We start from the raw sequence: 13,583 nt of genomic DNA, 5'->3' as shown, positions 1-13,583 counted from the left end.
ACGTCAGCTACGCGTGTTGGTCTGGTGAAAGTGTAGCAGTGGCGCGGCGATACAGGGCAAAACGGACCTCCCGGGTGCCCCCCTCGCGGTGCAGCAGCCACGGCGCGGGCATCTTCGGCGCCTGATCGGCCGGGGACTCCACGTACACCCAGGCATCAGGCGCCAGATGCGGGGGCAGCCCCGCCATCACGGCCTCCCACAGCCCATCGGCGAACGGCGGATCGACGAACGCGATATCCGCCAGCGGTCCGGCCGGCTGCCGCAGCCACTGCAGCGCATCGGCCTGCACCACGGCGATCTGGTCCTGCGCCCCCAGCCTGGCGACCGACTCGCGCAGCTGCCGGGACAATGCGGCATCGCGCTCCACCAGCGTGGCCTGCGCCGCCCCGCGCGAGACCGCTTCCAGCCCCAGCGCCCCGCTGCCGGCGAACAGATCCAGCACCCGCGCCCCGCCCAGGCGCGGCATCAGCCAGTTGAACAGCGTCTCGCGCACCCGGTCACTGCTGGGCCGCAGCCCCGGCGACAGCGGCACCGGCAGCTTCGTATTGCGCCATTTGCCCCCGATGATCCGCACCTGGCCCACGGCAGGCGCCGGCTGACGCGGTTTCATGCGGGGCTCCGGAGATGGATGGCGATCGGATGGGCGAGCGGGCGGGAAAGCGTCATGGGCAGGCAGGCAGGTAGTTCAGGACGACATTCTAGGCGGTCCAGTCGCTGTCTTTGCCAGGCACCCCGATGCTGGAATGAAATGCAGCCACGCATGGCGTGGCTCTACCTGTCGCACGTCCGACCTACCTTGTAGAGGCAGGCGCCGCACTCCTGCTTGCGATTCGGCCCCGAAGGCTGCCGACACTCTTGAATTCGGGACAATCCACCCCTACCCCTTGAGCCAGCCGCCGCGCCGGGCGCGGCAATGTCCCAAGGAGCAACACGACCCATGACCGTGCAGACCCAAAAAGAAACCCTGGGCTTCCAGACCGAAGTCAAACAGCTGCTGCAGTTGATGATCCACTCGCTGTACTCCAACAAGGAAATCTTCCTTCGCGAGCTCATCTCCAACGCGGCCGATGCCTCGGACAAACTGCGCTTCGAAGCGCTGACCCAGCCGGCCCTGCTCGAGAACGACGGCGACCTGCGCATCCGCGTCAGCTTCGATGCCACCGCCAACACCCTGACCATCGACGACAACGGCATCGGCATGAGCCGTGACGAAGCGATCGCCCACCTGGGCACCATCGCCAAGTCCGGCACCGGCGACTTCCTGCGCCAGCTCTCCGGCGACCAGAAGAAGGACTCCCAGCTGATCGGCCAGTTCGGCGTCGGCTTCTACAGCGCCTTCATCGTCGCCGACCAGGTGGACGTCTATTCCCGCCGCGCCGGCCTGCCCGCCAGCGAGGGCGTGCACTGGTCCTCGCGCGGCGAAGGCGAGTTCGACGTGGAAGGCATCGACAAGCCCGAGCGCGGGACCCGCATCGTGCTGCATCTGAAGGACGACCAGCGCGACTTCGCCGATGGCTGGCGCCTGCGCGGCATCATCAAGAAGTACTCCGACCACATCGGTCTGCCGATCCAGATGGTCAAGGAACACCACGGCGAAGACGCCCCGGCCGAGATCGAATGGGAAACCGTCAACCGTGCCAGCGCGCTGTGGACGCGCCCGCGCACCGAGATCACCGACGCCGAGTACCAGGAGTTCTACAAGCACGCCGCGCATGATCACCAGGATCCGCTGGCGTGGAGCCACAACAAGGTTGAAGGCAAGCTGGAGTACACCTCGCTGCTGTACGTGCCCGGCCATGCGCCGTTCGATCTGTACCACCGTGACGCGCCCAAGGGCCTGAAGCTGTACGTGCAGCGCGTGTTCGTGATGGACCAGGCCGAGCAGTTCCTGCCGCTGTACCTGCGCTTCATCAAGGGCGTGGTGGATTCCAACGATCTGTCGTTGAACGTTTCCCGCGAGATCCTGCAGTCTGGCCCGGTCATCGATTCGATGAAGTCGGCGCTGACCAAGCGTTCGCTGGACATGCTGGAGAAACTGGCCAAGGACAAGCCGGAGGTCTATGCCGGCTTCTGGAAGCAGTTCGGCCAGGTGCTCAAGGAAGGCCCGGCCGAGGACTACGGCAACCGCGAGAAGATCGCCGGCCTGCTGCGCTTCGCCTCCACCCATGACGACAGCGGCGAGCCCAGCGTCTCGCTGGCCGATTACGTGGGCCGCATGATCGAAGGCCAGGACAAGATCTACTTCCTGACCGGCGACAGCCATACCCAGGTCAAGGACAGCCCGCACCTGGAAGTGTTCCGCAAGAAGGGCGTGGAGGTGTTGCTGCTTACCGACCGCATCGACGAATGGTTGATGGGGTACCTGACCGAGTTCGACGGCAAGTCGTTCGTCGATGTCGCGCGTGGCGATCTGGACCTGGGCGCGCTGGAAAGCGCCGAAGACAAGCAGGCCCAGGAAGCCGTCGCCAAGGACAAGCAGGCGCTGGTGGACCGCATCAAGTCCGCCTTGGGCGATGACGTGGCCGACGTGCGCGTCTCGCACCGCCTGACCGACTCTCCGGCGATCCTGGCGATCGGCGAACAGGACCTGGGCCTGCAGATGCGCCAGATTCTGGAAGCCAGCGGCCAGAAGGTGCCCGACAGCAAGCCGGTGTTCGAGTTCAACCCCGGCCATCCGCTGATCGGCAAGCTGGACCAGGAAGGCGATGCCGCGCGCTTCGATGACCTGAGCCGCGTGCTGTTCGACCAGGCCGCGCTGGCCGCGGGCGACACGCTGAAGGACCCGGCGGCGTATGTGCGCCGGCTCAACAAGCTGTTGCTGGAGCTGTCGGCGTAAGTCGCTCTGCGGGTGGGTGCCGGCCAAGGGTCGGCACCTGCCGGCGTTGATGATGCGTGGCGCCGGACCGTGGCCGGCGTGCGCGATCGAGTCAGGCCCAGCGGTCGAGCAAGGTGCCCAGCATCTGGTCCTGGCGGCGGAGCACGGTCGCGTTGGCGGCGAACGCCAGCGCGGCTTCTTTGGCCGTGAGCAGGTCCGCGATCGGCGCATTGGCATCGTCGGGCGCGGTGATCACGCTGGCAGTGACGCCGCCACCTGCCGCTGCAGTCTGCGCGACGCCCAGGCGGGTCGCATCCGTGACCGGCAACCGTGCCACGTTGGACGCGGCGGTCTGTACCCCGAGCGAGGCGGCACGCATGCCGGCACTGGCAATGGACATCACGCTCATCGGTCACCGTTTTCTGCTGTTCCGGCCGCGCCGGCATGGCGCAGCCCTTCACAACCGGTAACGGCCGCATCGGCCATTACTTGAGTCCCGCCCCACCGCACCTGCACGCCCATGGGCCGTCGGGGCGCAGTGGTAGCATACCCCTCTGATTTCAGCGTCTTTTGCCAATGCTCAGCTTCTTCCGTCGCAAAAAGCCCCAGGACGCCCCGCAAGAGGCGGCCAAAACCCAGCATTACTCCACCGAGGAGCTGGCAGCCGCGTTCCCGCAGGCCAATCCCCAGCCTGCAGAACCGCCGGCGCCTGCGCCGCTGCCGCCCGCAGCGGAAGCCCCGGTGCCTGCCGTCGCGCCGACTGCCCCCGCAGAGCGCGTGATCGCGCCGACCCCGGCGGTTCCCGCCCCGGCAGTTCCGACGCCGGCAGTTGCGACCCCGGTCGTGCCGGCCCCCGTTGTACCTGCGCCCGTGGTCGCACCGCCTGCCGCCCCGCCGCCGGTCGCGCCGGCACCTGTAGTGACCGCACCGGTTGTCCCGACTCCGGCTGCTCCTGCACCTGTCGTCGCGGCGCCGGCTCCAGCAGCTCCCGTGGAGAACCGCGCGGCACCGGCCACCCCGAGCCCGGCACCGGCCGCCCCGGTGAGCGCGCCTGCGCCGCCCGTCGTCGCGCCGCCGGTGGCTGCTCCGGCCGTGCCCGCCGCGCTCGCTCCGGCCGTCCCGGCACCCCCGGCTGCCCCGATCATCGTGACCGAGCGCCCGTCCTCCCAGGACGTCGCCCCCGCCGCGGCCGGCAAGAGCGGCTGGCGCGAGCGCCTGCGCAACAGCGTGATCGCCCGCAGCTTCGGCGGCCTGTTCTCGCGCAATCCCAAGCTCGATGATGACCTGCTCGACGAACTGGAAACCGCGTTGATCACCGCCGATGTCGGCGTCGGTGCGACCACCGCGCTGGTGGAAGGCCTGCGCAAGCGCATGAAGGCGCGCGAGTTCGCCGATGCCAATGCGCTGCTCACCGCGCTGCGCGCCGAGCTGATCGCCATCCTGCAGCCGGTCGCCAAGCCGCTGGTGATCGACCGCACCGCCAAGCCGTTCGTGGTGCTCACCGTCGGCGTCAACGGCGTCGGCAAGACCACCACCATCGGCAAGCTGGCCAAGCGCTTCAAGGACGACGGGCACAGCCTGATGCTGGCCGCCGGCGATACCTTCCGTGCCGCCGCCGTCGCGCAGCTGCAGGCGTGGGGCGAGCGCAACGGCGTGGCCGTGGTCGCCCAGGGCCAGAACGCCGATGCGGCCTCGGTCGCCTTCGATGCGCTGCAGGCCGGCAAGGCGCGCGGCACCGAAGTGCTGATCGCCGATACCGCCGGCCGCCTGCATACCCAGGCTGGCCTGATGAACGAGCTGGGCAAGATCCGCCGCGTGCTCGGCAAGATCGATGCCGATGCGCCGCATGAAGTGCTGATGGTCATCGATGGCACCACCGGGCAGAACGCGCTCTCGCAGCTGCGTCAGTTCCATGCCGCGGTCAACGTGACCGGGCTGGTGGTGACCAAGCTGGACGGCACCGCCAAGGGCGGCGTGGTGTTCGCGCTGGCCCGCGAGTTCGGCATTCCGATCCGCTTCTGCGGCATCGGCGAGCGCCCGGAAGACCTGCGCGTGTTCGATCCGGAGGCCTTTGTCGACGCCTTGCTGCCCGAAGCACTCGGCGCCTGATCACCGCCGGGCCAGGCAGCGGCTTCACTGGTAGAGCCACCCCATGGGTGGCTGCTTCACCTCCGTGACCGGTCTCCCCGGCTGCCGATGCAGCCACGCATGGCGTGGCTCCCGTCCTTCTCCGGAATCTGCATGACCCGCCAGCCACCCGCCAGCGCCGTATTGCCTGCCGACGATGTGTTCGTTTCCCGGCTGCTGCACTGGTTCGATGACCATGGCCGGCACGACCTGCCCTGGCAGCACCCGCGCTCGCCGTACCGGGTGTGGCTGTCGGAGATCATGCTGCAGCAGACCCAGGTCAGCACGGTCATCCCGTACTTCCTGAAGTTCCTGGACGTATTCCCGACCCTGCCCGACCTGGCCGCAGCCAGCAATGACGCGGTGATGGCGCAGTGGGCGGGGCTGGGCTACTACGCCCGTGCACGCAACCTGCATGCCGCCGCGCAGCGCTGCGTCGAACTGCATGACGGCGAGCTGCCGCGTGATTTCGATGGCCTGCATGCGCTGCCGGGCATCGGCCGCAGCACCGCCGGCGCAATTCTCAGCCAGGCCTGGAATGATCGGTTCGCGATCCTGGATGGCAACGTCAAACGCGTGTTGACCCGCTATCACGGCATCGAGGGCTTCCCCGGCCTGCCGGCGATCGAGAAGCAACTGTGGGCGGTCGCCGAGGCGCACGCGGCGCAGGTGCCCGCGACCCGCATGGTCGATTACACCCAGGCGCAGATGGACCTGGGCGCCAGCGTCTGCAGCCGCAGCAGGCCTGCCTGCGTGATCTGTCCGCTGCAGGCGACCTGCGTCGCACGGCGCGAAGGCCGTACCGATCAGCTGCCGACACCCAAGCCGGGCAAGACCCTGCCCGAACGCGAGGCGGTGGCGCTGCTGCTGCGCGATGCGCGCGGCCGCGTGCTGCTGCAGAAGCGGCCGGACACCGGCATCTGGGCGCAGCTGTGGACCCTGCCCCAGGCTGACAGCGGCATCGCCCTGCAGGACTGGTTCGATGCGCATATCGAGGGCTCGCTGGACGATGCCGAGCCGCTGCCGGTGCTGGAGCACACCTTCAGCCACTACCGGCTGCATCTGCAGGTACTGGTGGCGACGGTTCAGGGCTCGCGCGGCGAGGATGCCGGCGTACGCTGGGTCGCTGCCGAAGAGCTGGAAAAGCTGGGCCTGCCCGCACCGATCCGCAAGCTGCTCCAGACCGGTGCACCGCCCGCTCAGCCCAAGCGCCGTACAATGCGGCGCGCAGCAACATCCCAAGACAACGAGTAACGCTATGCCCCGCACCGTTTTCTGCCAGTACGAACAACGCGACGCCGAAGGCCTGGACTTCGTGCCCTACCCCGGCGAGCTGGGCCAGCGCATCTTCAACCACATCGGCAAGCCGGCCTGGGCCGCGTGGCTGGCGCACCAGACCATGCTGATCAACGAAAACCGGCTGTCGCCGCGCGATCCCAAGCACCGTGCGTTCCTGGAAGAGGAACTGGTGAAATATCTGTTCAGCGGTGGCGCGGAGAAGCCGGCCGGGTTCGTTCCGGAGGCGTGACCGGGTCTGATACCGACCAACGGTCGGTATCTACCGCGAGGGTGGGGACCGCGACGTTGTCGGCGGCCGCGAGGTTCTTGGCGGCCGCGAAGTTGTTGGCGATAGCGAGGTTGTTGGCGATCGCCAGGTTGTGGCGACCGCGAGATCGCGGCGCATCCTCCATAGGCCTTGGCCGCGAGCGGCAGGCACTACCGGGTCGGCGACTGCTGGCCTTCTTCGCGCTCCTGCACCTGCGCCTGGCGCAGCGCCTGTTCCGAGCTGCGCAGCGCCTTGGTATCGAGCTTGCGGATGCTGCTGATGAAGCACGGCATGTTCATCGGCCCCGGCGTGGGGTCGTGCACCAGCACCTTGTCGAAGCGGGCCGACATACGGCCGACCCGGCTGGTCAGGCCGATCGCCGGGGCGTAGTCCAGCCCCTGGCACGGCCCGGCCAGTTCCAGCAGATAGCCTTCGCTTGGGCGCGTCCACACCGCCAGCGCGCTCTCGCCCAGTTCGGTCCAGCCGGACAACGACCCGTACAACGGCATGTCCTGCTGCGGCGGACCGGCGTGCGCGCGGTACAGATCAAGCTTCTGCGCGGTGGACAGGCGGCCGGTACTGGCGCACGCGGCCAGCCCAAGGCACAGGGCCGCGATGGCAAGGGTCTGCTTCATGACGCCTCCTGCTGGGGAATGTGCGCCGATCATGCGCCGCCCGGCGTGGTCCCGGCGAGAGGAACCCGCCGGGTGTTCAGCGCTCAGGCAGGCAGCGCTGCCTGCTCAGACCTCGCTGTGGGCCAGGCTGTGCAGCCGCCCTTCGCGCAGTTCCAGCACGCGGTCCAGCTTGCGTGCCAGCGAGCGGTCGTGGGTCACCAGCACCAGGCTGGTGTGGTGCGCGCGGTTGAGCTCGAGCATCAGCTCGAACACGGTCGCGGCGGTCTTGTCGTCCAGGTTGCCGGTGGGCTCGTCGCCGAGCACGCAGGCCGGGCGGTTGACCAGGGCGCGGGCCACGGCGGCACGCTGGCGCTCACCGCCGGAGAGCTCGCCCGGCTTGTGGTCCACCCGGTGCCCCAGGCCGACCGATTCCAGCAACGCCTGCGCACGGTTGCGCGCGTCAGCCACTTCTTCGCCCCCAAGCAGCACCGGCATCATCACGTTTTCCAGCGCGGTGAATTCGGGCAGCAGGTGATGGAACTGGTAGACGAAGCCGAGGGCGCGGTTGCGCAGGCGGCCACGCTGGCTGTCGGACAGGCCGGACATGCGCTGGCCGGCCACATAGACCTCGCCCGCCGTCGGCGTATCCAGGCCACCCAGCAGGTGCAGCAGGGTGCTCTTGCCGGCGCCGGAGGCGCCGATGATGGCCACGGTCTCGCCGGCGGCCACGCGCAGGTCCAGCCCGTTGAACACCGGGGTCTGCATGCGGCCTTCGGCATAGGTCTTGGCCAGCGCTTCGGCGCGGATGACTTCCTGGCCCAGGGTGAGTGCTTCATTCATAACGCAGGGCCTCCGCCGGCTGGGTACGTGCCGCGCGCCAGGCGGGATACAGGGTGGCAAGGAAGCTCATGACCAGCGCCACGGCGGTGATCATGATGATGTCCGGGGTCTGCATGTCGGTCGGCAGGCCGGTGATGTAGTACACGTCCTCCGGCAGCAGCTTGACGTTGAACAGCGTCTCGATCGCGCCGAGGATGCGCTCCAGGTTCAAGGTCAGGGTGATGCCACCGATCACGCCCAGCACGGTGCCGAAGATGCCGATCAGCGAGCCCTGCACCATGAACACCTGCATCACCCCGCCCGGGGTCAGGCCCAGGGTGCGCAGGATCGCGATGTCGGCCTGCTTGTCGGTGACCAGCATCACCTGCGAGGAGACCAGGTTGAACGCGCCCATGGCGATGATCAGCGAGAGCAGGATGCCCATCACCACCTTCTCCATGCGCAGCGAGTGGTAGAGGTTGGCGTTCTGCTGGGTCCAGTCACTGACGCGGTAGGCACCGGTCAGGTTGTGGGCCAGATCGACGCCGACGTCCAGCGCCTTGTCCATGTCGTGCAGCTTCAGGCGCACACCGGTGACGCCATCAATGCGCAGCACCTTTTCCAGATCGGCCATGTTGGCGTAGGCCACGCCGCGGTCGACCTCGTTGTAACCGGCCTCGAAGATGCCGCTCACGGTGAAGCGCTTCATGCGCGGGATCGCGCCGATGGGCGTGCCCTGCACTTCCGCCAGGGTCACCAGCACCGTATCGCCCACGCCGACGCCGAGGTAGATCGCCAGTTCCTGGCCCACCAGCAGGTTGTAGCTGCCTGCGGTCAGGCTGTCGAAGCTGCCCTTCTTGACCTTCTGGTTGATGACCGAGACGTTCGGCTCCAGCGCCGGGTCGATGCCCTGCACGATGGCGCCCTGCACGCGGGGGCCGCTGAGCATGGCCTGGATTTCGATGTACGGCGCCGCGCCGGCGACACGCGGGTCCTTTTTCGCCACCTCCACCGCATGCGCCCAATCGGCCATCGGGGCGCCGTCGGCGGTGATGGTGGTATGCGCGGTCATCTGCAGCAGGCGGTCGCGGATTTCCTTCTGGAAACCGCTCATGACCGCCAGCGTGGTGATCAGCACGGTCACGCCCAGCGCGATGCCGAGGATCGAGGCCATGGAGATGAAGGAGATGAAGCCGTTGCGGCGTTTGGCGCGCAGGTAGCGCAGGCCAATCGAGACAGGTATGGGTTTGAACATGCAGGTACGCCGGACAATTCAGGCTATGGTGCCACTGCAGGGGGTGAACGGGAAATGCAGTGTGCCCGGACGGCTAGTCGCAGTTCACGTGCCTGCGCCGCCGGAAGGGTATCGGGCCAGAACAGGCGCCAGTGGCGACGCCCTTCATACCGCCAGCGCAGCTGCAGCAGCGGGCCGCGGCGACGCATCTGCAGGTCCTCGACCGCCTCCCCATCCACCTGGGCCGGCTCATCATCCAGGGGGATCAGGAAGGCGCAGCCCGGGCCGCGCGCATACCGCCACGCCTCCAGCCACGTGCCCACCATCGCCACCAGGCCCAAGGCCAGGCCCCACGGCGCCGGAAGCTCGGTGGCCCACAGGGCCCAGGGCATCAGCGCGCCCATGCCGATCAGCGCGCGGCACTGCCAGCGCGAGGGGTGCCACTCAAGCTGGCAGGGCGCGGATCCTGTCGATGAGGGCAGCGGGCGCGGCATGCGGGCATTCTTCGTAACCCATGAACCAGCGCCACAACTTATCGTCTTCGCTTTCCAGCAGGAACAGGAAAACCTCGCGCTCGTCTGTCGGTGCGTGCAGCCAGCAGCGGTCCAGGTAACGGCCGAACAGCTGGTCCAGCTCGCGCATGCCGCGGCGGCAGCGCCAGCGCAGCTTCTTCAGTTCGGTGGCTTCATCCATTTTCTGCGTTTCCAGATAAGGCAAAGCCACGCATGGCGTGGCTCTACCGGTTCGATCCTTTTCTGAGACGCCACGCATGGCGTGGCGCTACCGTTTCGATCCTTTGTTGCAGGGCCACGCATGGCGTGGCGCTACCGGGCACGTCTGGATCAGGCGCGACGCGCCATCATCAGCTTCTTGATCTCGGCAATGGCCAGCGCCGGGTTCAGACCCTTCGGACAGGTCCGCGAGCAGTTCATGATGGTGTGGCAGCGGTACAGCTTGAACGGGTCTTCCAGCTCGTCCAGGCGCGCACCGGTGTCTTCATCGCGCGAGTCGACGATCCAGCGGTAGGCCTGCAGCAGGATGGCCGGGCCCAGGTAACGCTCGCCGTTCCACCAGTAGCTCGGGCAGCTGGTCGAGCAGCACGCGCACAGGATGCACTCGTACAGGCCGTCCAGCTTCTTGCGGTCTTCCGGCGACTGCAGGCGCTCGCGATCCGGCGGCGGCGGGGTCTGGGTGCGGATCCACGGCTTGATCGAGGCGTACTGCGCGTAGAAGTGGGTCAGGTCCGGCACCAGATCCTTGACCACGCTCATGTGCGGCAGCGGGTAGATCGGCACTTCGGCCTTGCCGCAGTCGGCGATGGCGCGGGTGCAGGCCAGCGTGTTGGTGCCGTCGATGTTCATCGCGCACGAACCGCAGATGCCCTCACGGCACGAACGACGGAAGGTCAGGGTCGGATCGATCTCGTTCTTGATCTTGATCAGCGCGTCCAGAACCATCGGGCCGCAGGCGTCCAGATCGATCTCGTACGTATCGGTGCGCGGGTTGCTGTCGTCGTCGGGACTCCAGCGGTAGATCTTGAAGGTGCGGGTGTTCTTCGCACCGCTCTTGGCGGGGAAGTGCTTGCCCTTTCCGATCTTGGAATTCTTGGGGAGGGAAAACTCGGCCATGGCTGTTCTCGTTGGCTCAGGCGGCTCGCGCTGCGGTGCAGGCGCGGGTAGCACGGAAGATGAGGAAGTCGACACCACCGGCCAGCGGCGCACGCGCCACCCCACCCTTGCGGGAGACGGCGGTCGCGGGCGCTGCGTGGACGGAGGTCATGCCGCAGGTCTCTTAGTAAACGCGCGGCTTGGGCGGGACGACGTCCACGTCCTTGCTCAGCGTGTACATGTGGACCGGGCGGTAGTCGAACTCGCACTTGCCGTTCTCGTCGACGTTGACCAGCGTGTGCTTCTGCCAGTTGACGTCGTCGCGGTCCGGGAAGTCCTCATGCGCATGCGCGCCGCGGCTTTCCTTGCGCTGTTCGGCCGAGTTGATCGTCGCCACCGCGTTGAGCAGCAGGTTGTTCAGCTCGTAGGTTTCGATCAGGTCCGAGTTCCACACCAGCGAACGGTCGGAGACCTTGACGTCCTGGAAGGAGTCGAAGATCTCGGCCATCTTGGCGCAGCCCTCTTCCAGCGTCTTGCTGGTCCGGAACACCGCCGCGTCGTTCTGCATGGTGCGCTGCATGCGATCGCGGATGACCGAGGTCGGGGTGTCGCCGTTGGCGTAGCGCAGCTTGTCCAGCAGGCCCAGCGCCTTGTCGCACGCATCGGACGGCAGGGTCTTGTGCGGCGCGCCGGACTTGATGGTCTCGGCACAGCGGTTGGCCACCGCGCGGCCGAACACCACCAGGTCGAGCAGCGAGTTGGAGCCCAGGCGGTTGGCACCGTGCACGGACACGCAGGCCGCTTCGCCGATGGCGTACAGGCCCGGCACGACCGCATCGGGGTTGTCGCCGACCTTGCGCACGACTTCGCCGTGGTAGTTGGTCGGGATGCCACCCATGTTGTAGTGCACGGTCGGGATGACCGGGATCGGCTGCTTGTGCACGTCCACGCCGGCGAAGATGCGGGCGCTTTCAGCGATGCCCGGCAGCTTGTCGTCGATGACGCCCGGGCCGAGGTGGGTCAGGTCGAGCAGGATGTGATCCTTGTGCTCGCCGACGCCGCGGCCTTCGCGGATCTCGATGGTCATCGAACGCGACACCACGTCGCGCGAGGCCAGATCCTTGTAGTGCGGTGCGTAGCGCTCCATGAAGCGCTCGCCGTTGCTGTTGCGCAGGATGCCGCCTTCGCCGCGCACGCCTTCGGTGATCAGGCAGCCCGCGCCATAGATACCGGTCGGGTGGAACTGCACGAACTCCATGTCCTGCATCGGCAGGCCGGCACGCATGACCAGACCGCCGCCGTCGCCGGTGCAGGTGTGGGCCGAGGTGGCGCTGAAGTAGGCGCGGCCGTAGCCGCCGGTGGCCAGCACCACGCCGTGGGCGCGGAACAGGTGCAGCGAGCCGTCGGCCATGTCCAGGGCGAGCACGCCGCGGCAGACGCCTTCGTCATCGAAGATCAGGTCGAGCGCGAAGTACTCGATCATGAAGCGCGCGTTGTGCGCCAGCGACTGCTGGTACAGCGTGTGCAGCATGGCGTGGCCGGTACGGTCGGCGGCGGCGCAGGTGCGCTGCGCGGACGGGCCTTCGCCGTACTTGGTGGTCATGCCACCGAACGGGCGCTGGTAGATCTTGCCTTCTTCGGTACGGCTGAACGGCACACCGTAGTGTTCCAGTTCGATGATGGCCGGGATCGCTTCGCGGCACATGTACTCGATGGCGTCCTGGTCACCCAGCCAATCCGAGCCCTTGATGGTGTCGAAGAAGTGGTAGCGCCAGTCGTCTTCGCCCATGTTGCCCAGCGCGGCGGAAATACCGCCCTGCGCGGCCACGGTGTGCGAACGGGTCGGGAAGACCTTGGTCAGGCAGACCGTCTGCAGGCCCTTGGCGGCAAGACCGAACGTGGCGCGCAGGCCAGCGCCACCGGCGCCGACCACGACCATGTCGTACTTGTGTTCCGTAATCTTGTAAGCGGACATCTAATCTGGATTCCTGTCTTGGTGCCTGGACTCAGGCGACGCCGAGCGCGATGCGGGCGACCGCAAAAACACTGACGATCCCGCCGAGCACGGCGATGAACTTCACCGTGGTCTGCAGCGCCAGGGCCAGCAGCGAATTGTGGATGTAGTCTTCCAGCACGACCTGCAGGCCGAGCTGGGCATGCCAGAACATCGCGACCAGGAAGCCGACCAGCAGCACCGCGTTCCACGGCTTGGACACCGCGTCGGTAGCGGTCACGTAATCGGCGCCGATCAGGCTCAGCACGAACACCAGGAACCAGATGGTCAGGCCGACCAGCGCGGTGGCGGTCAGGCGCTGCATCACGAAGTGTTCGGTACCGGTCTTGGCAGCGCCAAGGCCACGCACGTTCTTCAGCGGGGTACGGTACTTGTTCATGCGGCCGCTCCCATGAAGACGTAGGCCCAGACCAGGGCGGTGATCACCAGGCTGGCGAAGACCGAGACCCAGCTGCTGCGCACGAAGGCGGGAATGGAGAAGCCGATCGCGAAGTCCTGCACGATATGGCGGATGCCATTGCACAGGTGGTAGGCGAAGGACCAGGTCCATGCGAACAGGAACAGCTTGCCGTACCAGCTGCCGGCATGGCCGGTGAAGCAGTTCCAGGATTCAGGACCCATCATCAGGGCGAGCAGGCCGCCGGCAATGATCAGGGCTCCAACAGACAGAAAGATGCCGGTGGCTCGATGCAGGATCGAGGTGGCCATCTGAATCTGCCAGCGATACACCTGAAGGTGCGGGGAAAGGGGACGTTCTCTGGCGGCCATTCGCTGGGCTCGTTGTCTCGGCTGGGCGGCGCAATGCCG

At 67.2% G+C, this 13,583-nt stretch carries 15 protein-coding genes; 4 read left to right on the top strand and 11 right to left on the bottom strand.

The features are described 5' to 3' along the window. Window positions 1–7: 7 nt before the first annotated feature. The gene (rsmD, locus tag BIZ42_RS17035; protein WP_070427134.1) at window positions 8–610 is read right to left on the bottom strand and encodes a 16S rRNA (guanine(966)-N(2))-methyltransferase RsmD; all 603 of its coding nucleotides are present in this window, start codon (window positions 608–610) and stop codon (window positions 8–10) included. Window positions 611–937: 327 nt separating this feature from the next. Here rsmD and htpG point away from each other — a divergent pair, with 327 nt between their 5' ends. Continuing rightward, window positions 938–2,836: a molecular chaperone HtpG gene (htpG, locus tag BIZ42_RS17030; RefSeq protein ID WP_070427133.1), complete on the top strand. Its 1,899-nt coding sequence runs from the start codon at window positions 938–940 to the stop codon at window positions 2,834–2,836. A 91-nt stretch (window positions 2,837–2,927) separates the two neighbouring features. Here the strand turns inward: htpG and BIZ42_RS17025 are convergent, their stop codons facing one another. After that, complete coding sequence (locus BIZ42_RS17025) at window positions 2,928–3,224, bottom strand: hypothetical protein (protein ID WP_070427132.1); 297 nt, start codon at window positions 3,222–3,224, stop codon at window positions 2,928–2,930. Window positions 3,225–3,391: 167 nt separating this feature from the next. Here BIZ42_RS17025 and ftsY point away from each other — a divergent pair, with 167 nt between their 5' ends. The 3 genes from ftsY to BIZ42_RS17010 all read left to right on the top strand — a co-directional run bounded on the left by ftsY (window position 3,392) and on the right by BIZ42_RS17010 (window position 6,470). Continuing rightward, the gene (gene ftsY / locus BIZ42_RS17020) at window positions 3,392–4,924 is read left to right on the top strand and encodes a signal recognition particle-docking protein FtsY (protein ID WP_070427131.1); all 1,533 of its coding nucleotides are present in this window, start codon (window positions 3,392–3,394) and stop codon (window positions 4,922–4,924) included. Window positions 4,925–5,056: 132 nt separating this feature from the next. Then, window positions 5,057–6,196, top strand: coding sequence for an A/G-specific adenine glycosylase (mutY, locus tag BIZ42_RS17015; RefSeq protein WP_070427130.1), 1,140 nt, complete (start codon window positions 5,057–5,059; stop codon window positions 6,194–6,196). 4 nt (window positions 6,197–6,200) lie between these two features. Further along, on the top strand, window positions 6,201–6,470 hold the full coding sequence (locus BIZ42_RS17010; protein WP_019183247.1) for an oxidative damage protection protein: 270 nt from the start codon (window positions 6,201–6,203) through the stop codon (window positions 6,468–6,470). Between the two features lie 188 nt (window positions 6,471–6,658). On the opposite strand, the gene BIZ42_RS17005 is transcribed toward BIZ42_RS17010, so the two are convergent. From BIZ42_RS17005 to sdhC, 9 genes are all read right to left on the bottom strand, one after another. Continuing rightward, window positions 6,659–7,123, bottom strand: coding sequence for a DUF6491 family protein (locus BIZ42_RS17005; protein WP_070427129.1), 465 nt, complete (start codon window positions 7,121–7,123; stop codon window positions 6,659–6,661). Between the two features lie 105 nt (window positions 7,124–7,228). Then, window positions 7,229–7,942, bottom strand: coding sequence for a lipoprotein-releasing ABC transporter ATP-binding protein LolD (gene lolD, locus BIZ42_RS17000; RefSeq protein ID WP_019183249.1), 714 nt, complete (start codon window positions 7,940–7,942; stop codon window positions 7,229–7,231). Further along, window positions 7,935–9,176 carry a lipoprotein-releasing ABC transporter permease subunit gene (locus BIZ42_RS16995; RefSeq protein ID WP_070427128.1) on the bottom strand — a complete coding sequence of 414 codons (1,242 nt, stop codon included), beginning with the start codon at window positions 9,174–9,176 and terminating at the stop codon, window positions 7,935–7,937. The genes lolD and BIZ42_RS16995 overlap by 8 nt, the downstream gene beginning before the upstream one ends. A gap of 23 nt (window positions 9,177–9,199) precedes the next feature. Further along, the gene (locus BIZ42_RS16990) at window positions 9,200–9,649 is read right to left on the bottom strand and encodes a hypothetical protein (protein ID WP_070427127.1); all 450 of its coding nucleotides are present in this window, start codon (window positions 9,647–9,649) and stop codon (window positions 9,200–9,202) included. Continuing rightward, on the bottom strand, window positions 9,600–9,848 hold the full coding sequence (locus BIZ42_RS16985) for a succinate dehydrogenase assembly factor 2 (RefSeq protein WP_070427126.1): 249 nt from the start codon (window positions 9,846–9,848) through the stop codon (window positions 9,600–9,602). Before BIZ42_RS16985 ends, BIZ42_RS16990 begins: the two co-directional genes overlap by 50 nt. Before the next feature lie 149 nt (window positions 9,849–9,997). Further along, window positions 9,998–10,783, bottom strand: a complete 786-nt coding sequence (locus tag BIZ42_RS16980; RefSeq protein ID WP_019183253.1) for a succinate dehydrogenase iron-sulfur subunit — start codon at window positions 10,781–10,783, stop codon at window positions 9,998–10,000. 163 nt (window positions 10,784–10,946) lie between these two features. Then, entirely contained in the window at window positions 10,947–12,737 is a 1,791-nt protein-coding gene (gene sdhA, locus BIZ42_RS16975; RefSeq protein ID WP_019183254.1) for a succinate dehydrogenase flavoprotein subunit, read from the bottom strand. A gap of 31 nt (window positions 12,738–12,768) precedes the next feature. Next, on the bottom strand, window positions 12,769–13,155 hold the full coding sequence (gene sdhD / locus BIZ42_RS16970; protein ID WP_019183255.1) for a succinate dehydrogenase, hydrophobic membrane anchor protein: 387 nt from the start codon (window positions 13,153–13,155) through the stop codon (window positions 12,769–12,771). Next, window positions 13,152–13,544: a succinate dehydrogenase, cytochrome b556 subunit gene (gene sdhC, locus BIZ42_RS16965; protein WP_019183256.1), complete on the bottom strand. Its 393-nt coding sequence runs from the start codon at window positions 13,542–13,544 to the stop codon at window positions 13,152–13,154. Before sdhC ends, sdhD begins: the two co-directional genes overlap by 4 nt. Window positions 13,545–13,583: the final 39 nt, after the last annotated feature.

The organism is Stenotrophomonas sp. LM091, from assembly GCF_001806305.1.
Taxonomy (GTDB): domain Bacteria; phylum Pseudomonadota; class Gammaproteobacteria; order Xanthomonadales; family Xanthomonadaceae; genus Stenotrophomonas; species Stenotrophomonas bentonitica_A.
The sequence above is the reverse complement of the archived record's forward strand: the minus strand, read 5'-3'. Positions and strand labels throughout refer to the sequence as shown.